At 57.5% G+C, this 18,179-nt stretch carries 15 protein-coding genes; 8 read left to right on the top strand and 7 right to left on the bottom strand.

The genetic code is table 11. From position 1 onward, the window contains the following. Window positions 1-57: 57 nt before the first annotated feature. Entirely contained in the window at window positions 58-522 is a 465-nt protein-coding gene (locus ASF29_RS21300; protein WP_062452683.1) for a pyridoxamine 5'-phosphate oxidase family protein, read from the bottom strand. 196 nt (window positions 523-718) lie between these two features. Between ASF29_RS21300 and ASF29_RS25125 the strand changes: the two genes are divergently transcribed. After that, a complete protein-coding gene (locus ASF29_RS25125) occupies window positions 719-2,434 on the top strand; it encodes a GAF domain-containing protein (protein ID WP_062452682.1) in 1,716 nt (571 codons plus the stop codon). A gap of 20 nt (window positions 2,435-2,454) precedes the next feature. Here the strand turns inward: ASF29_RS25125 and ASF29_RS21290 are convergent, their stop codons facing one another. Then, the gene (locus ASF29_RS21290; protein ID WP_156462782.1) at window positions 2,455-4,737 is read right to left on the bottom strand and encodes an FdhF/YdeP family oxidoreductase; all 2,283 of its coding nucleotides are present in this window, start codon (window positions 4,735-4,737) and stop codon (window positions 2,455-2,457) included. 230 nt (window positions 4,738-4,967) lie between these two features. On the opposite strand from ASF29_RS21290, the gene ASF29_RS21285 reads away from it, so the two are divergent. Together ASF29_RS21285 and ASF29_RS21280 are read left to right on the top strand one after the other, a co-directional pair. Then, complete coding sequence (locus ASF29_RS21285) at window positions 4,968-5,714, top strand: cytochrome c oxidase assembly protein (protein ID WP_244473621.1); 747 nt, start codon at window positions 4,968-4,970, stop codon at window positions 5,712-5,714. Then, window positions 5,711-6,211 (top strand): CopD family protein, encoded by a 501-nt coding sequence (locus ASF29_RS21280; RefSeq protein ID WP_062452679.1) that lies wholly within the window; start codon window positions 5,711-5,713, stop codon window positions 6,209-6,211. Before ASF29_RS21285 ends, ASF29_RS21280 begins: the two co-directional genes overlap by 4 nt. On the opposite strand, the gene ASF29_RS21275 is transcribed toward ASF29_RS21280, so the two are convergent. Beyond that, window positions 6,189-6,686, bottom strand: coding sequence for a DUF2231 domain-containing protein (locus ASF29_RS21275; RefSeq protein WP_062452678.1), 498 nt, complete (start codon window positions 6,684-6,686; stop codon window positions 6,189-6,191). The two genes, ASF29_RS21280 and ASF29_RS21275, sit on opposite strands and share 23 nt — an antisense overlap. Here ASF29_RS21275 and coxB point away from each other — a divergent pair. Genes coxB through ASF29_RS21260 form a run of 3 tightly spaced genes read left to right on the top strand, consistent with a single transcriptional unit; the run spans window position 6,594 to window position 10,234 of the window. Continuing rightward, window positions 6,594-7,409 carry a cytochrome c oxidase subunit II gene (gene coxB / locus ASF29_RS21270; RefSeq protein WP_082453693.1) on the top strand — a complete coding sequence of 272 codons (816 nt, stop codon included), beginning with the start codon at window positions 6,594-6,596 and terminating at the stop codon, window positions 7,407-7,409. The two genes, ASF29_RS21275 and coxB, sit on opposite strands and share 93 nt — an antisense overlap. Next, entirely contained in the window at window positions 7,406-9,913 is a 2,508-nt protein-coding gene (gene ctaD, locus ASF29_RS21265; RefSeq protein ID WP_062452677.1) for a cytochrome c oxidase subunit I, read from the top strand. Before coxB ends, ctaD begins: the two co-directional genes overlap by 4 nt. Window positions 9,914-9,916: 3 nt before the next feature. Continuing rightward, complete coding sequence (locus ASF29_RS21260) at window positions 9,917-10,234, top strand: hypothetical protein (protein WP_062452676.1); 318 nt, start codon at window positions 9,917-9,919, stop codon at window positions 10,232-10,234. A 26-nt stretch (window positions 10,235-10,260) separates the two neighbouring features. Here the strand turns inward: ASF29_RS21260 and ASF29_RS21255 are convergent, their stop codons facing one another. Then, window positions 10,261-10,593 carry a helix-turn-helix transcriptional regulator gene (locus ASF29_RS21255; RefSeq protein ID WP_062452675.1) on the bottom strand — a complete coding sequence of 111 codons (333 nt, stop codon included), beginning with the start codon at window positions 10,591-10,593 and terminating at the stop codon, window positions 10,261-10,263. Window positions 10,594-10,744: 151 nt separating this feature from the next. On the opposite strand from ASF29_RS21255, the gene ASF29_RS21250 reads away from it, so the two are divergent. Beyond that, a complete protein-coding gene (locus ASF29_RS21250) occupies window positions 10,745-11,410 on the top strand; it encodes an HAD-IA family hydrolase (RefSeq protein WP_280136438.1) in 666 nt (221 codons plus the stop codon). A gap of 159 nt (window positions 11,411-11,569) precedes the next feature. Beyond that, window positions 11,570-12,895: a solute carrier family 23 protein gene (locus ASF29_RS21245; RefSeq protein WP_062452674.1), complete on the top strand. Its 1,326-nt coding sequence runs from the start codon at window positions 11,570-11,572 to the stop codon at window positions 12,893-12,895. Window positions 12,896-12,911: 16 nt separating this feature from the next. Here ASF29_RS21245 and fhuB read toward each other — a convergent pair whose 3' ends face one another. The 3 genes from fhuB to ASF29_RS21230 form a co-directional block, all read right to left on the bottom strand. Continuing rightward, complete coding sequence (gene fhuB / locus ASF29_RS21240) at window positions 12,912-14,891, bottom strand: Fe(3+)-hydroxamate ABC transporter permease FhuB (RefSeq protein WP_062452673.1); 1,980 nt, start codon at window positions 14,889-14,891, stop codon at window positions 12,912-12,914. A 1-nt stretch (window position 14,892) separates the two neighbouring features. Beyond that, a complete protein-coding gene (locus tag ASF29_RS21235) occupies window positions 14,893-15,789 on the bottom strand; it encodes an ABC transporter substrate-binding protein (protein WP_062452672.1) in 897 nt (298 codons plus the stop codon). 71 nt (window positions 15,790-15,860) lie between these two features. Then, complete coding sequence (locus ASF29_RS21230) at window positions 15,861-18,041, bottom strand: TonB-dependent siderophore receptor (RefSeq protein WP_082453662.1); 2,181 nt, start codon at window positions 18,039-18,041, stop codon at window positions 15,861-15,863. Window positions 18,042-18,179 lie beyond the last annotated feature (138 nt).

The raw sequence follows: 18,179 nt of genomic DNA, 5'->3' as shown, positions 1-18,179 counted from the left end.
CGCTCCTTGAACAGTGCGGGATTTAGTCGGTAAGGGCGATCAGTGAGGTTCGTGAGCTCACACCACTCCAGCTTCGGCGGCGCTGGTGCCAGCCAGATTTAGTCGTCCGTTGTCCTCTCCGTCCCAATATTCAATGGAACGTGCAGAGGCCTTGATGAGAACGATGCCGGGTGTTTCAATGCCGTCTGGAAACCATCGGTCGAGGTCTTTCACCCAATGCTTCTCGAATAGGGCCTTGTCCTGAACGAGGCTCGCCTCGCCGTCGACTGCGATGAAAATACCCGGCTTTCCCAACAGGCTTGGCGGTGCGGTGAAGGTCAGGGAAACGACATTATTGTCTCTGATTTCAGAGACTTTCTTTGTTTCTTCATAGGAGAAGAACCAGGAGTCTCCGTCGTACTCGACGTCTCCGTTATTGCTCATGGGCCGGCTGTTCAGCACTCCCGCCGCGGGGTTTGTCGTCAGCATGCAGAAGTCGATTTTGGCAAGCTTTTCTGAAAGGTCTTTTATCGTCATGGCCATGGTGTCTCTCCTGAAGCGAATGTAGAACCACAACCATCTGACGTGCTCAAAGTTCCTTGGAAGGCTCGAGTGTTCATGTGCTTGAACGCCTTTGATCTTCTCGAGATCAGTTTTCGGTAACGGCTTTAAAAGCTTGAGGAAATATGCGAGATTGTCACCTTGCTGAAACGGCCTTTGCCGGAGAGGATGATGATCGATGGATCAGCATGCCAGACCATCCACTCCCCTAGCCATATTGACCAAGGCTCTTGGCAAGGTCGCAAGGGCGCGAACCCGTGATGAAGTCGTAGCGACGATCCGTACGACGGCTCGTTCCTTGGTCGGATGCGAAGGCATCGCAATCATCCTTAAAGACGGCGATCTCTGCCACTATGTCGAGGAAGACGCCATCGGTCCGCTCTGGAAGGGGCAGCGCTTTCCGGCCTCCCTGTGCATAAGTGGTCTGGCGATGATGACCAGAGAGACAGTCGTTGTCCCCGATGTCACCAAAGACGAGCGTGTTCCGCAGGAATTCTATGCCGGAACATTCGTCCGCGCGATGGCGATGGTGCCCGTTCGTGTCGAGGAACCCTTCGCGGCGATCGGAGCCTATTGGTCGCAGCCCTATACGCCTGCCGGTTGGGAAGTGGAAACGCTGGAGGCTTTGGCGGACGCTGCCGCAACTGCCTTCGAGAATGCCGAGGTGATCGCGTCTCTGTCCAATCCCGTCGTGGCGATAGCGACACTGGCGACGGTGCCGGAACAATCCGATTTTGCGGCTGACATCGCTCGCGTTGGCGGTATATCGGCCGTACCGACGATACTCGACGTCGTCCTGCGCATGACCGGCATGGGCTTTGCGGCGGTCGCACGCGTGACCGATACGAGATGGGTTGCTTGCCAGGTTCTCGATCCTGTTCGCTTCGGTCTCAAGCCGGGCGACGAACTGCCGTTGGACAGCACGTTGTGCAACGAAATCCGGGGACATCGCCAGACGATCGTCTTTGACGATGCCGGGCAGGACCCGCAATATCGTGACCATCACACGCCCCGTATTTACGGCTTGAAGAGCTACATTTCCGAGCCGATCATTCTGGCGAACGGCTCGTTCTGGGGTACGCTGTGCGCGATTGATCCCAACCCAGCCAAGATCAAAAATCCGCAGGTGCTAGGGGCCTTCAAGCTATTTGCGGAGCTTATCGCTCATCATCTGGACGCCGATCTGAAGCTCAAGACCACGCAGGAGACGCTGGAGCGTGAAAAGGAGCTTTCAGAACTTCGCGAGCAATTCATCGCAGTTCTGGGTCACGACCTGCGCAATCCCATCGCGGCAATAGATGCAGGCGTCAACCGCCTGTTGAAAGAAGGCTGGACGGATAGAAGTCCACTCGTTCTGACCTTGATGAAGTCCAGCGTCACACGAATGTCCGGTCTGGTGGAAAACATCATGGACATGGCACGGGCAAGATTGGGTGGCGGCATAGGTCTGGCCTTGAACGAGGGCGATTTGTCCCAGACCATCTTGCATGTCGTGGACGAGTTGAGGGTCACTCACCCCGAGCGACAAATATCTGTCGAGTTGGATTTTCCGTTACCGCTGACTGTGGACCATCTGCGTATCGCACAGATGACCTCCAACCTTCTTGCCAACGCGATTACGCATGGCGACGCTTACCTACCCATAAAAATTTCCGGGTTCGTGGGCGGGGATGACCTGACGATATGCGTCATCAATGGTGGCCCATCCATCGGGTCAGAGCAGTTCGATAAACTGTTCCTACCGTTCCGGCGCGGCGATGGCAGGGCAGGTCGTCAAGGTCTTGGTCTCGGCCTTTATATTTCGTCCGAAATCGCCCAGGCCCATGGAGGACGCATCGACGTCCATTCGGAGAACGGCGAGACATCCTTTACCTTCAGGATGCCCCTCCGTTAACAGCCGATGACACGCCGATCTTACGCTGGTTCTATGCGCACTGGCACTGATTTTGCAGCTGGCGTCTTGCTCTCCTCGGCATATTGCCAGAGCGGGATCAATGCGTTGCATTCAGGATAATAGGCGGCGCAACTTCCGGACGGTATGTCGTAGTCGATGACTTCAAAGTTTGTCATGGTGCGAACGACGCCGTCATCAACCGCTGTCGTGATCCGTGCAAGGCCGTTTTTATTTATGCCGAAGCGGATACGGTCGTCAGCGTTCATCATGAGCACCATTCGCGATTTGTGGATCCCGCGCAGGCGGTCATCATAGCCATAGACTGTCGTGTTGAACTGGTCGTTCGACCGCAACGTGATCAGACGCAGAATAGCTCTGTCTTCACTCGCGGCAAAGCTGGAACAGAGGGACTTGGGCAGCTTGAAATTCGCTTTTTGCATCTCCGTTTCCCATTGTCTGTGACGTGCAGCGACCGGCCGAGGAAAGCCGCCGGGAATGTCCAACCGGCCATTGAAGTCATGGAACGGCTCGGGATAGGTCGCCGCAATGGCATCTCTGACCAGCGCGTAATCGCCCACCCAGTCATCCCATGGCACCTTGGGGTTCGGCGCAAGAGCGTGCTTGGCGATTTCCGCGACGATCTTCGGTTCTGAAAGCAGCATGTCGTGTGCCGGGCGATATTTCCCGCGCGATGCATGGATGCAAGTGGTTGAATCCTCCATCGTCACGATTTGCGGGCCGGAGAGTTGCTGGTCGATTTCGGACCGTACCAGCGTTGGGAGAATATAGGTCGTTCTGGCCGTGATGAGATGGCTGCGATTCAATTTGGTGGCGATTTGAACCGAAAGGTCCAGGTCACGCCACTTCAGTTCCATGAGATCCCGTTCAGGGATGGCGCGCACGAAATTTCCGCCAAGGCTGATGAAAGCCTTGACCGTTCCGTTCACAATTCCTTCACAGGCTTCGACGGTGTTCAATCCATCTTCCCGTGGCGGTTCGAAACCGTACAGCTCGGCAAGTTTATCCAGTGGCACGAGCTTCGTTTTCTCGGAAATGCCGACCGTTCGTTGACCCTGCACATTCGAATGCCCGCGCACGGGACAGATACCGGCTCCCGGCTTGCCGATATTCCCGCGCATCAACAGCAGGTTGATCAGCATCTGCACATTGCTCACGCCATAGCGGTGTTGTGTGAGACCCATGCCGTAAATTGCGATAACTGCGTTTGCCTTGGCATAGGTTTTTGCGGCGGCTTCGATGGCTGCATAGGACAGACCGGAGATTTCAAGGATTTCCGCCCAGTCTGCAGCCCGCACGGCAGCTTCGAATATATCGAAGCCATGGGTATGTTGCGCGATGAAGTCGACGTCCAAAACTCTTTTGGCTCCGGCAGTCTTCGCCTCGTCATCCCAGGTCAGCAGAAGCTTTGCCATTCCCATCATGACCGCGATATCGCCGCCCGCACTGACCTGATGATATTGAGTGGCGATCTGCGTCGCCTTGTTGGTCAACATCTGGCCCGGGCTTTGAGGATTGACGAATTCCTGCCACCCCCGTTCCTTCAGCGGATTGAAGACGACGACAGGCACGTCCCGCTGTCTCACCTCCTGAAGGCTGTGCAGCAGTCGCGGGGCATTGGTCCCCACGTTCTGACCGAAAGACAAGATGCAGTCGGTGTGGTCGTAATCTTCCAGAAGCACGGTGCCAACGGGCGTGCCGATGCTTTCAGGCAGGGCGACGGACGTCGTTTCGTGGCACATGTTGGAACTGTCGGGCAGGTTGTTGTTACCATAGAGCCGAGCCAGCAGCTGGTACATGTAGGACGTCTCCAGCGACGCTCTACCGGAGGCATAGAAAACGACCGAGGCTGGATCGTAGGACTTGAGGTGCTGGCCTATGTCGGCAAATGCCTGTTCCCAGGTCGTTGCTACGTATTTGTCGCTCGCGGCATCGTAGCGCATGGGATGCGTCAACCGGCCCTGATTTTCGAGGTCATAGTCCGGCCACTCCAAAAGTTCTCTCACCGTATGGCGGGAGAAAAAATCAGGCGTTGTCCGTTTCGACGTGATGTCCCAGAACGTCGCTTTGGCACCGTTCTCACAGAATTCGCCCAGATGCGGCTTGCCCGGCTTTGCCCATGCGCAGCTCGTGCACATGTAACCACCGACCTTGTTGTGATCTTTCAAAAGGCCCGGTGCTGTTTTAAGGGCACGCTGCTGGATGATATCCATCGCGACGGATTTCAGGGAACCCCAACCACCTGTCGGCATCGTGTAGTGCTTGTATCGAACTTTGTTTTCCACGCGCTTTTCACCTTGCTCTGTCACACAATGGAACCGCCCGCCTGATCATTGGTTCCATGGCGCAAGTTGTTGTGAACGCTCGCATCCTGTCTCCGACGGCTATGACGAAAACGTCATTCCGGTGCGCCGATCTGTGATCGGTTTGTGGCAGAGACCATGGAACCCCACCGGTGTCACTGCGTTCGGTTGCAAGGGACCGTGTGTGAGCAGCATGTGAAATGGGGGACGATTTGACGACGAAGCTAGATCCATATTGTGGTCCTGCGCCCATCCCGGAAAATGTTATATGGGCGTGGAATGGCGATGTCGTTCTCATGGCGATGATCGCAAGTGGCGTGGGGCTTCTTTACGTCGCTCAGTCTCCACGACAACCGGGACATATCGTTCTTTTAAGCGCTGTCCTAATCGTCGCTTTCATCTCTCCGCTCTGCGCTTTGTCGACTGCGTTATTTTCTGCCAGATCGGTGCACCATATTCTCGTCGGCACCGCCGCTGCGCCATTGATTGCATTGATGCTGCCGCAACTGGCGAAAAAGGCGTCGGCAGTCCCGCCCGAGTTGGTCTTTCTGCTTCACACTGCCGTTTATTGGGCATGGCACCTGCCACCCGGCTATTCCTTTGCCTTGGCTGGCACGCCTCAATATTGGCTCATGCAAAGCGCGTTCACTGCATCGTCGGTGTGGCTGTGGGCCATCCTGTTGTCGACCAACGCCACTGTCTTCACGTCCATGGGCCTTGCCGTCGGGACCATGGTCCAAATGGGCTTTCTCGGAGCCATTCTCACCTTCGCTCCGTCGCCCCTTTTCGAGGCGCATTTCTTCACCACACAGGCTTTTGGCATGACGCCGCTGTTCGATCAGCAGTTGGCAGGCATACTGATGTGGACACTCGGATTGCTGCCGTTCCTCGCTGCCGCGTTGTGGAGCATTCACACGCATCTGTCGCCGTCCACGCGGTACCAGGACAACAGACGATGATGGTGTTTGTAAAGTTCGCCCACATTGCGGCCATTTGCATCTGGGCCGCTGGACTTGTGAGCCTGCCCGGCCTTTACGTCCAGCGCGCCCATATCAAAGAGGATGACGACCTCTTTCGGCTTCAGAAAATCGTGCGGTTTTCCTATGTGAGGATTTTGTCACCTGCCGCCTTCATCGCGATCGCATCAGGCACAGGCTTGATCTTTCTTCAGGAGCCCTACAGCCCATGGTTCTCGCTGAAGCTGGTGTTGGTCGGCATCCTCGTGGTCCTGCACGTCATGACGGGGTTGGTTATCATCCGGTTGTTTGAAGATGGGGAGGTCTATCCCGTGTGGCGCTTCGTTGTCGTGACCGCGATAAGCAGTCTTCTGGTCGGCGGCATTCTCTTTGTCGTTCTTGCTCGACCGGACATTAATTTCAGCGTGCCGCCCGGTCTTTTCGAACCGGGCGGGCTGAAGACCCTCATCGCGGCAATCAGTCCTTGGGAGATACCATGAGGCCGATGCCGTGATCGAAGATAAGCTTACCCCCGTGCCAGCCCGCGAGACCCGTCAACACGGCTGCCAGCATCGAAAGCCCCAGACCGTGAGGAAGGGTCTGGATGGTCTCGGTGACGCGACCGCCCCAGTTCGCACCGGCCACACCGATCAGAGCCATGGCGGCAATTCCGTGAGCCCAGCTGGCGACACGGGCGCGAATTCCAGAAACGAACAGCAATTCCGCCGTTCCTATGAGACCTGCTGCCACACCGCTGAAGAACGCTCCGCCGGCGGACCACAATGCTGCTCGCTCCCAGAACGGGTCTCCGCTCCACCAGAACAATACGTCGGCTGCCAGGGTGGTGATCACCAAAGCAATGGGAAAGTGAACCGTCATGGCATGAAGAGGGTGCCCCGCAACGGCAACAGCCGAACTGGTGGTCTTCTCTTCAACCTTGGAAATCACCGGGTTGGAATTCTCAGTGCCTGTCATGCCGTACCTCCTGCTGGCGGGTCAACACGCAGGTCACCCCTCCGGTTCCTGCGGCTCCCGACGGTGTTATCGGTGTGCGTCGCGGTGTCGGGATGCTCAGGCGATCTCTCTGCTTTGGACCCTGCGGGGCCATCAGCCAGTGCAATCGCTATATTATGGTGGGCGATGCTGGCCGGTGCCGCCGGTATTTTCGGCCTTGTCATGGCGCTGTTTTGCATCGTGCTCTTTGCCCCGCGCTGGGTTGAGAATGTTCAACCCAGGCAATGGATCGTCTGGGGTGGGCTTGTCATGCCCATCCCCGTTCTCGTGGCGCTTTTGGGCTTCGCCTTCGTTCAGGGTGAAAAACTTTTTGGCGCGGCCACCTCTCAGCCGGACATCACGATTACCGCGACGTCGCGCATGTGGGGGTGGGAGTTTGCCTATGACCGTGATGGCGTGCGTGTACGCAGTCATGATGTGCTTCACATTCCGGTGGGCAAGGCGGTCAAGATCGATACGACAAGTGCTGATGTCATCCATAGTTTCTGGGTGCCGAGGCTGGGCGGCAAGATCGATTCCATTCCAGGGCAATTGAACAGCATGATCCTGCAGGCCGACATCGAAGGCTCCTTCGGCGGCATCTGCGCGGAATACTGTGGTGAAGGGCATAGCGCGATGAATTTTCGCGTGCTCGCCCACGATCTTCCAACATTTGAAAATACACTCAGGAATTTGAGCCCGTGACGGATCGAGAAAAGGTTTTACCAACACTGTCGCCTCTGGCCCTGCACAAACAGCTCGATGCTGTCTGGCGAACGGGCAAAGGCATGCAGCGGTTGGCTGCCGTCAATCATAACGTGATTGGCATCCGCTTCATGGTCACGGCTCTGGTATTTTTCGCCATTGGCGGTTTTCTGGGCATGCTGATCCGTACCCAGCTTGCGACAGCGTCCAATGCCTTCATGGACGCGGCGCAATATGCGCAGGTCTTCACCATGCATGGAACCGTGATGATGTTCCTGTTTGCAATTCCCTTTTTCGAGGGCTTGTCGATCTATCTTCTGCCCAAGCTTCTCGGTGCCAGAGATCTCGCTTTCCCGCGATTGTCTGCCTACGGCTATTGGTGTTACCTCTTCGGCGGGTCGATGCTGATCATTGCGCTGTTGGGTGGAGTGGCTCCGGATGGCGGCTGGTTCATGTACACGCCGCTCTCTTCGTCGAAATTCAGCTCCGGCATCAATGCCGATGTCTGGTTGCTTGGCATCACCTTCGTGGAAATATCGGCCATCAGCGCCGCCATTGAGATCATCGTCACCATCATCCGCATGCGTGCACCTGGCATGTCTCTGGTGAGAATGCCAATCTTTGCCTGGTACATGCTGGTCGTGGGCGGAATGATGCTGGTGGGTTTTCCTCCGCTCATTCTGGGCTCGATCCTGCTTGAAGCGGAACGCGCCTTCGATCTGCCGTTCTTCGACCCTGAAAGGGGAGGGGACCCGCTGTTGTGGCAGCATCTTTTCTGGCTGTTCGGGCACCCGGAGGTCTATATCATTTTCCTGCCTGCGGCGGGCGCTTTGTCCACCATAATCCCTGTTCTGGCCAGAACGAGATTGACCGGCTACCACATCATCATCGCCTCGTTGGTGGCCATGGCTTTTCTTTCCTTCGGGCTGTGGGTCCACCACATGTATACGGTCGGAATTCCGCATGTGGCGTTGTCCTTTTTCTCTGCCGCAAGCGCACTGGTCGCAATTCCAACAGCGATCCAGATATTTGCCTGGTTCGCAACCATTGCGCAGGGTCGTCCGCAGTTGAACGTCCCGATGATGCATGTCTTCGGGTTCTTCTTCGTTTTCGTGATCGGAGGCCTGACCGGCGTCATGCTGGCGATGGTTCCCTTTGACATGCAGGCCCACGATACGCATTTCGTGGTTGCCCATCTCCATTATGTTCTCGTGGGCGGCTTTCTCTTTCCGATGCTGGCCGGAATCTATTACTGGATACCGCACATCAGCGGCCGCCAGCCCGTACAGCACCTTTCTCGCGCGGCGTTCTGGATGATTTTTACGGGCTTCAACCTCACCTTTTTCATGATGCATCTGACCGGCCTGCTCGGCATGCCGCGCCGGACGTTCTCCTACCCCGAGGCTTCCCCATGGGAGTGGCTGAACCTTCTGTCATCATTCGGAAGTTTCATCATGGCCATGGGCTTCATGCTGGTGGCTCTGGATATCGTGCTGATATTCCTGTTCGGCAAAGCGTTCCGCCGAAACCCATGGAAAGCCGGTACGCTCGAATGGGCCATGCCGACACCGCCGCCCGCCTACAGCTTCGCCTCCATTCCCGAGATATCTTCCAGGGCAGACGACCTTCCCGTCGACACGCTGGGTGCAGAACTTGCCGCAGGAAAAGGCTATCTCGGATTTTCCCGTCATGGGTGGATGGAAACGATCGGTGTCGATGCCATTTCGGGCGAGGCCAACCAGATTATCCTCCTGCCGAAACCGACCTACCTGCCGCTCGCAACCGCAATCGCGACGGGTGGCGTCTTCGTTTGCCTGTTGTTCAAATTTTATGTCGCAGCACTGCTCTTTGCGCTGTTGACGCTGGGCATCTTCCTGGCCTGGACACGCAACGATGCGGCAAGGATCGACCGGGGACCTCTTCACGCGTCACAGGCGTCGTCGCTTCCGCTCCACTTTGAGAGCGCGGATGCGCCGAGCATTTTGGCCATGCGTCTCACACTTGTCGCCAACGCGACGCTGTTTTCATCCCTGCTGTTTGGTGGACTGTTTTTGTGGACGTCGACACCGCTCGGCTCTGATGTCGAGATCTCCGCGTCGCTGACAAAGGTGCTTCCTGCCATGGCGATAGCAGCTTTTGCGGCCATCGCCGGAGCGGTCGGCAGTTCCCGGGTGTCGAGACCGATGCCTCTTCTCGCGATCTCTTTCGCGGCCTACGGTGTGGCGGCGTGCATGTTCCTACTTGATCTTTCTGCGCGACCGGGCGCGACGGCGGCAGCCCTCGACGCCGTAGCATTCGCCGTGCACATCTATCTCTTCGTCCACCTCTCATTGGGCGCCGTCTTTTCGTGCTTCTGCGCGTGGCGAGTACGCAACGGATATGTGTCGGCGGTGCGTCGCAACGATGTGATGATCGCCAAGTTGTGGCACAGCTACTGCGGCTCCGTCGTCATTATCGTCGCCGGTTACTCCTATGTGCTTTCTGCATTGCAGTCGGGAGGGTAGTTCATGCGCTATCGGACCCTCTTCGCCATTGTTGGACCGCTCGTCCTGTGGGCTGCGTTCTTTACGCTGTTTTACTCGGTGCAGGCCGTTGGATGTCGGGCCGGTTGGGATGCGACACTTTTGGGCGGCGTGTCTTTCCTGCGTCTGGCGACGATTGTGCTGCTGGTGATATCAGTGATCGCAGCGGGTGCGCTTTACATTTACGCGCGGTCCTTGCCTGACAACGCTGGCGTCGCGTCTCTTGCACGATACAGCGCTCTGGCCGGGTTCTTATCGACGATCCTCGTTTTTTCCGGCGTCATCTGGCTTCAGCTTTGCTGAACATGGCAACGTCTAGTGTACAGCGTTCAGCCGCCTGCACCAGTCGGTGCGTCAGGTTGTAGATGTTCTGGATATTGTACGGTCTCGGCTGTGGCAACTTCGGGGTCGGGAGACAAAGCAAGCCGAACGCCGGGTCCTCCTGCTGCCGAGGTTTGCTCGTCGTCGATGAATTTGATCCCGGCTTGCTGAAGCGCGGCGATGACGGCACCGAATCTGTCCCCAGTCTCCTTGCCTTCTTCGACATTCTGGAGGTCGGAGGCTGATATATCCGCAAGCTGCGCAAGTTGTGCTTGATCGAGACCCACCAATGCACGGGCTGCAGCGATCTGCCGGCCTGTTACTTTCCTGATGTCGCTCATGTCCGTCCCTTCATGCTTCCTGAATTTCTAACACATTGAAGTCAACCCTGTTCCATCGTCTCGCCGCGCTAACATTTGCTTTGCGATCTAAGGCATGAGACAGGGACGGTTCGGTAGGTCATGTTGCACGACGCGTTATGGAGAAGATCCCTTGGTTCAAGAACCTCATACCACATTCGACGCCTTCCTTTTCGATATGGACGGCACGATCCTCGACTCGACTGCTGCATCCGAGCGTGTCTGGGGTGACTGGGCAAAGGAACACGGTATCCCTACACCGCCTTATCACGGCAGACGTGTCGAGGACACAATGGCTGATCTTACAGCGATTGGTATCGACGTTGAAAAAAGTGCCGCTGAGGTGAAGGCCCGCGAGCTTGTCGACCTCGATGGCGTGGTTGCCATTCCCGGTGCAATCGAGTTTCTGAAAATGCTCCCACGCGGAAGGTGGGCCGTGGTTACGTCCGCACCGAAGGAACTTGCGCTCGCCCGCATGCGTGCCGCCGGTATCCCCATTCCCGATGCCATCGTTGCGGCTGAAGACGTGCAGAACGGCAAACCGAAACCCGACCCGTTTCTTGCTGGAGCACGTCTGCTGTCTGTCGACCCTACTCGTTGCCTCGTTTTTGAGGATGCCGATGCCGGAATCCTGGCAGGCGAGGCCGCAGGCGCTTCCGTTGTCGTCATCAGCCACACAAGAGGCGCAACGCTGAAGGGCAGGGCGAGCGTCGAAGATTACCGCCAGCTATCGGTTACCACGGCCGATGGCGTGCTGGCACTCGGCTTCAAGGATGGCAAAGGTTTTGCCGCATCGTAAGGGGTTGTGGGTAACCTCTTCGTGATGAATGACAAAGCCCTGCAGGCAGATTATCAAAAGGTAGCAAACAGCAGCCTGCGCGCCTGGCGCAGGCGCCATGTCACATCTCGCCAGAAACGTCTCTGAGCGGGTCGCCGGGCCGCGTCAAGGGAGACGACAATGCGTGAAGGAAGAGGCTATTTTCCCCGCTGGACATTGAAGAGGCAGGGCGAGGTCATGCCGGACGAGCGTCTGCCGGCGGGACAGACCATCGTCCTTGGTATTCAGCATGTCGTGGCGATGTTCGGTTCGACGGTTCTTGCGCCCATCATCATGGGGTTTGATCCCAATGTGTCGATCCTGTTTTCCGGTATCTCGACGCTGATCTTCTTTATCGCCGTCGGCGGACGGGTGCCGAGCTACCTCGGCTCCTCCTTCGCATTCATCGGTCCTGTCCTCATTGCCACCGGGGCGGCGGCGGGGGCCGCTAATCCCAACATAGCCACGGCCTTGGGCGGGATTATCGGGGCGGGTATTCTCTACGCCATCGTCGGACTGGTCGTCATGGTGGCAGGACATCGCTGGATCGAAAGGCTGATGCCGCCGGTCCTGACAGGCGCGATCGTCGCGGCCATCGGTCTCGTGCTTGCTCCTGTCGCGATATCCAGCGCATCCGGCACCAGCCCGACGGATGCGGATGGCAGCCAGCTTTCACGCTGGATCGCCCTTTTGACGGTCGTTTCGGTCGGTGCTGTCGCGGTGTACGCACCGTCTATGGCGAGGCGACTGCCCATCCTGCTCGGTGGCGCCATTGCCTATGTCGTCTATCTCGTTGTTGCCAATGGCTTTGGTCTGGCGACGTCGGTAGATTTTTCCAGCGTTGCTGCGGCTGCGTGGTTCGGACTGCCCAAGTTCACGGCACCGGAATTTTCCGTGTCCTCTATCACGCTCATCGCGCCGGTCGTGGTCATTCTTGTCGCTGAAAATCTGGGACACATCAAAGCCATCGGTGCAATGACCGGTCGGTCGCTCGATCCCTATCTGGGTCGCGCATTCCTTGGCGATGGTATCGCAACCATTCTGTCCGGTGCGTTCGGCGGAACGGGCATGACGACCTATGCCGAGAACATGGGTGTCATGGCCATCACGCGCATCTTCTCGACACTGGTTTTCGTGGTCGCCGCTGCCGTCGCAATCCTGCTGGGATTTTCGCCGAAATTCGGAGCACTGATCCAGACCATTCCCGGGCCCGTCGTCGGTGGCCTCTCTATCGTCGTGTTCGGCCTGATTGCTGCCACCGCAGGCCGCATCTGGGTCGAAAATCGGGTCGATTTCTCACAACCCAGAAATCTGATCACAGTTGGTATCGCCCTCGTTCTTGGCGCGGGCAACTTTAAACTTCAATTGGGTGGCTTCACCCTTGATGGCATCGGCACGGCCACAATCGGGGCCATTGTCTTTTACCATCTCCTGGGGCTCCGCAGACATGATGTTGGCAGCGTTTGAGCAATGCTATCAACGTTCAGCGCTTTCCTGTGCGTGAGATGAGCCACAACAAATACGGCCCTCCGATGAGAGCGGCAAACACGCCGACGGGGACTTGATAGGGGTAAATCACGACGCGGGAGAGCCAGTCGGCACCGATGAGCATCGCCGCGCCGATCATCAGCGAGGCGAAGAGTTGCTGACGCGCTCCAAGCAGTCCGATGAATCTGGCGAGATGTGGGGCAACGAGCCCCGCAAGGCTGAGCGGTCCAACCAGAAAAGAGGCTGTGGCCGTCATCAGCGCAGCAAGTATTGCAAGCACCAGCCGGGACGATGTGAGGCCAACGCCGACACTTTTCGAAAAGACGGTGCCGAGCGGCAGGATGGTAAGCCAACGGCCCATGAAAAACAGCGGTGTCGCAAAGAGCACCACCGCAGTCAGCGCTGTCCACGCTTCGAACGACCCCGCACGATTGGTCGATCCCGCCATCCACATCAGGAGAATGAAGGCATTCATGTCACCCTGTGCGAGAACGATCGATACGATGGCCATGGAAAGAGCACTCATCGCTATGCCGGACAAGAGCAAGCGTTCGGCAGAAAGTTCACGGCGTGCGGTCATCGCAATCATGATGGAGAATACGATCACCGCGCCCAAGGCCATGCCGGTCAACATAACGGTGGGTGATGACGACCCGACGAGATAGAGCGTGGCGGCCAACCCGGCACCACCGCCAGCCGAAACCCCAAGGACCTCGGGGCTTGCAATCGGATTGCCCGTAACGCGTTGCATGATGAAACCCGCTGCGCCCAGAAGTGCGCCTGCACCACCGGCGGCAAGAATACGCGGCAGACGAAATGGTAGAAGTTCTGTCAGTGTCTCACCGAAAGAGAAGCGAAATCCAGTCGGCGAGGGTCCGATGGTCAGAGCGGCCATCACAAGGACGGCGATCAATACGGTCAGGGCGAGCATCCACAACTGCGGTCGGGCAAGCGGCTTTTCGATGAGCGCAGCGGCGGTTGCCACTGGAGAGATCGCATGCAGGCGCGGCAGAAGGAGGAGCAGAACGGGACCACCCATGAGTGCCGTTGCGGCACCTGCCGGTGCCAGATCAGAAAAGCCCGGTCCCAACAACTGGCTTGTGCTGTCCGTCATAAACAGCAGAGCTGCACCTGTCAGCGGCGCCGCGATGAGTATCTGCCCAGTCGTTCTGGCGCCGCAGAGCCTTGCGATTGCTGGAGCCGCAAGGCCGAGGAAGCCGATCACGCCGACCGTGGCGGTCACGGAGGCAGCGAGCCAGACGGCCAGCAAGAGGATCGCCAGGCGCAGCCACACAAGCGAAAGTCCAAGGCTTTTGGCATTTGCATCATCCAGCGCCATCACATTTAGCGGACGAACGAGAATATATGCCATCACGGCACCCAAGCAGAGACGGGGTGTCAAGGATAGAACGCCTTGCCAATCCTGCTGACTGAGCGACCCCGCACCCCAGATGCTGATGGACAGTGCATATTCGCCGCGTGCCAGGATGAGGGTAATCGTCAGTGAGGCCGCGATCATGCTGACGATGAGCCCCGATACGGCAACTGTTACAGGATCGAAGGATTGACGCCATGACAGGAGCAATACGAGGCAAACGGCCGTAAGGCCGCCCGAAAAAGCAACCAGCTCTCGCGATACGCCAGCAAGAAGCGGTGGAAAGCTGAGGCCCACGACAAGAGCCAGTTCGGCACCCGCTGCAATTCCCAGCGTGGACGCGTCGGCGATCGGGTTGCGAAGCACCCTTTGCAGCAACGCGCCTGCCATTCCTAGTGCCGCGCCAGCGACCAATGCGATGGCAGCGCGGGGAAGCAGGCTGTTCCACAGCAGAATATCGCTCAGCATTTCCGCTGTTGCAGCGTCTGCGGGAACCTTGGGCCGGGTTCCGATCAGGATCGCAAGCATTCCGAGGCACGCCGAGATGCCGAGGAGAATCGAGACCACGCCACGGCGATGATTGAGAGATCTGGGTGCCATGCTAACTCTTCCGCGCACTGATCAGACCTTTATGGAGTTCTTCGGCAAATCGAAGAGCGGCGGGTAGTGCTCCGTAGGGATTGATGGAGCCCAACGTCACGATCCGTTTTTCGCGTACGGCAGGAAGCGCATTCCAGAACGCGCTTCGATTGAGGGTGACCAACGCATCGAGTGGATGCGGCGGAATGAGAACGATCCAGGCATCCGGCATGGAAGCGAGGGTTTCGATGCCCATGGGAGCAGCGGCGGAATAAGCGGTCTGGCCTTTCCACGCATTTTCTATTCCAAGGCGGCGCAGCACGGAGCCGAACATGCTGTCACTGCCGAAGACGCGGTAGTGCCGCGCATCGCCCAGGTTGATCGGCAGGATGGGACGTCCGTCGCTCGTTGCAAATGCCTGTCGCAAGTTCTCCAGCCGCCGGGTCGTTTCACCAAGATAGGTGTCCGCACTCGACGTAATGGCGAGTTCTTTCGCGATGGTGACGGTTGCCCGTTCGGCCATCACATAGGGGTCTTCGCCGGAAAGATAGACTCCAAGATTATGCGTTGGCGCTATGCCTGAAAGCAGTGGATCCGCCCATGCGTAGAAATTGGAATTGAATATAACATCCGGCTTTGCAAACGACAGGGTCTCCAGATTGGGCAGGCCTCTCAGCCCGAGATCGACGATGGTGTCCGGCACCGCCGGTTCTACGGCCACATCGCGAAATTGTTGCAATTCGGGTGCCGCGACCACGTTGGAGCCCAGGGCCAGAAGTGTTTCGAGCAGTGCCCAATCCAGTGTGGCGGACCGCGTCGCGATGCTCGGTGAGTTTTGTGCCCATGAGGGACGGGAGATGGTCAGCGAGGCTGCGGCTGCAAGGAAGCTTCGGCGGGAAAACAGAAGACGGGAATTCAAATCTGCCTCCGGGCATCTGCAAGGGCGTGGCCCGGCGGGCCACCCCTATCATTTCATGCTTACCGCGTCCGTTACCAGCTTCTGCTAAGCTTGAGGCTCACCGTGCGCGCTTCGCCATATCCGCAGAAGGACATGGTGTTGCAGCCCGCGACATATTCCTTATCAAACACATTTGTGACGTTGAGCGAAGCTTTCCAGTCGTTCTTTTCGTATCGGATGGCGGCATCGAAAACGGTAGCGTCTGGCACACGAAGCGTGTTGCCGTCATCAGCCCAGGACTTGCCGCGATAACGAGCGCCCGCACCGAAGCCCAAACCTTCCAGCGGTCCATCGGTTACGGTGTAGTCCAGCCAAAGCGAGGCCTGCGCATTCGGCACGAGCAACGGTGTTTTGCCTTGCAGGACGGGATTGCTTGGGTTTTTCGTGAATTCCAGATCCGTGTAGGATGCCGAAGCGATCGCTTTCCAGTTCTCATCGAGATTGACTTTGCCTTCGACCTCGAAGCCCCTCGAACGCACCTCGCCGAGCTGTCTGCTGATAAAGCTTGGGGAGGGTGTGCTGACCGTATAGTTCTGCTTGTCGATCTGGAAGACTGACGTCGTAAGCGTACCATCGAGCCAGCTGGGCTCATATTTTATGCCCGCCTCATATTGCTCGCCTTCTTCCGGCTTCAGCGCACCATCTGCGCTCACGCCGACGAGAGGGCTGAAGAACGTCGAGATGCTGGCATAAGGTGTGAGACCATTGTCGAACTCATAGGCCAGTCCCGCACGCCCGCTCCAGGCGGAGTCGTTTCTCGCAAAATCACCCGTTCCGAGCCGATCATCCACCTCGCTGTCGAGATAATCGAAACGGCCGTTGAAGGTCGCGATCCAGCCATCACCGAATTTTATCTGGTCCTGTGCATAAACGCCAAGCTGCCGTATGGAGTAGACCTGATGGGTGGACGGTGTCAGGGGCGGCAGCGAATAATTATACGGCAGGTCGTCGGGGTTGATGGGTGTTGGATAGGCAAGATATGGCGTCGCCAGTTGGTCGTTGTCGAGGCGATACGACCGGTAGTCCAGACCGACCATGACCTTATGGCTTGCGCCCCCAACGTCAATCTCGTTTTCAAGACGATTGTCGACATTGAAGGAGCTTCCTTCGGAGCGAACGTCGTCGGCATACATCAGCACCGTTGGGTCGGTCTGGTCGAGGTAGTCGAACGGATAGAGCTGGCGTTCCCGCTTTTTCAGATAACCGTAACGCAGGTTTTGCGTGGCCTTCCACCCGTCTTCGAATTCGTGCGTGAACTCGTAGCCGGTCATCGCCTGTGTGAACTGCCCGATGTCGAAGTCAGAGCGCCCGAAATACGCGTCGCGATCGATCTTGCCGAAGAACGGGTTAGAGACCACCGTGCCGGAATATGGGAGAAGGCCATTGGATGTGTGGGTCTGATCGAGGCGGCTGATATAGGCCCATATATTGAGGCTTGTTGCATCTGTTGGCTGGAACGTCACCTGCGGCATGAAGATGCCCCTGATGTCGTCCTGTTCTTTCGAGTAGCCATTGCCGCCGGAAAGCTTGCCCGTTACGCGATAGTTCACTGCGTCGTTGCCAGGCATCGCATCCGAGAAGTCGAAACCAAGAAAGCCGTTCGCATTGCTGTCCACGCCGATCTCGGTATAGGAGTAGGGGCCTTCCGTGGGCCGTTTGCGCACCATGTTGATGACGCCGCCGGCATTGGCGCCGCCCAGCAGAACGGATGCCGGACCCTTGAGGACCTCGACACGTTCCAGCATGAACGGATCCACCTGGAAATTGCCGAAGGCGTGGCTGGTCAATGCCATATTGTCAAGAAACAGACCCGTCTGGCTGGCGTCGAAACCGCGGACATAAATCCAGTCGGTGTCGGGATCGGAGCCGAATGGCTGAGCAAACACGCCCGGTGTGTATAAAAGCGCCTGGTCCACCTTGTCGACGACACCACGATCAGACATTTCCGTCGTCCCCACGACGGAGACGGCCTGCGGAACTTCTTTCAAAGGCGTCTCTGTTTTCGATCCGGTTGTCGTCTCCTTGGCAACATAACCTCTCACAGGCCCTGTCCCGCCCTCTTCAGCGTTGCCCTGAACGATGATGGGGGCAAGCGTTGTGCCGGGGCCGGTCGTATTGGTGTCGGTACTCTGCGCCCAAGCCTCAGGCAGGAGGTTCAAGCCTATCGATGCCACGCCCGCCAGCAATGCGGTTTTTATCAAGGAAGATGTCATGTGTTTTTTCACGTTGCGCCCACTCACACCGCGCTCTCAGGCGGCTTTCGATAAATTGAGTGGTTAACTCAGATTTAATTTGTCTGCTTGTTTCGAGCGGCGGGAATTGAACGGATTTGGGCAAACTTCACGTCAAAA

It is taken from the genome of Rhizobium sp. Leaf262, assembly GCF_001422245.1.
Classification (GTDB): Bacteria; Pseudomonadota; Alphaproteobacteria; order Rhizobiales; family Rhizobiaceae; genus Agrobacterium.
Note: the sequence above shows the minus strand (reverse complement) of the source record. Positions and strands in the feature narration are given on the sequence as shown.

Coding starts and splice junctions, on each gene's coding strand:
- ASF29_RS21300 (WP_062452683.1), bottom strand. CDS start 522: ATGGCCATGACGATAAAAGACCTTTCAGAAAAGCTTGCCAAAATCGAC.
- ASF29_RS25125 (WP_062452682.1), top strand. CDS start 719: ATGGATCAGCATGCCAGACCATCCACTCCCCTAGCCATATTGACCAAG.
- ASF29_RS21280 (WP_062452679.1), top strand. CDS start 5,711: ATGATGGTGTTTGTAAAGTTCGCCCACATTGCGGCCATTTGCATCTGG.
- coxB (WP_082453693.1), top strand. CDS start 6,594: ATGAAGAGGGTGCCCCGCAACGGCAACAGCCGAACTGGTGGTCTTCTC.
- ASF29_RS21275 (WP_062452678.1), bottom strand. CDS start 6,686: ATGACAGGCACTGAGAATTCCAACCCGGTGATTTCCAAGGTTGAAGAG.
- ASF29_RS21260 (WP_062452676.1), top strand. CDS start 9,917: ATGCGCTATCGGACCCTCTTCGCCATTGTTGGACCGCTCGTCCTGTGG.
- ASF29_RS21255 (WP_062452675.1), bottom strand. CDS start 10,593: ATGAGCGACATCAGGAAAGTAACAGGCCGGCAGATCGCTGCAGCCCGT.
- ASF29_RS21245 (WP_062452674.1), top strand. CDS start 11,570: ATGCGTGAAGGAAGAGGCTATTTTCCCCGCTGGACATTGAAGAGGCAG.
- fhuB (WP_062452673.1), bottom strand. CDS start 14,891: ATGGCACCCAGATCTCTCAATCATCGCCGTGGCGTGGTCTCGATTCTC.
- ASF29_RS21230 (WP_082453662.1), bottom strand. CDS start 18,041: ATGACATCTTCCTTGATAAAAACCGCATTGCTGGCGGGCGTGGCATCG.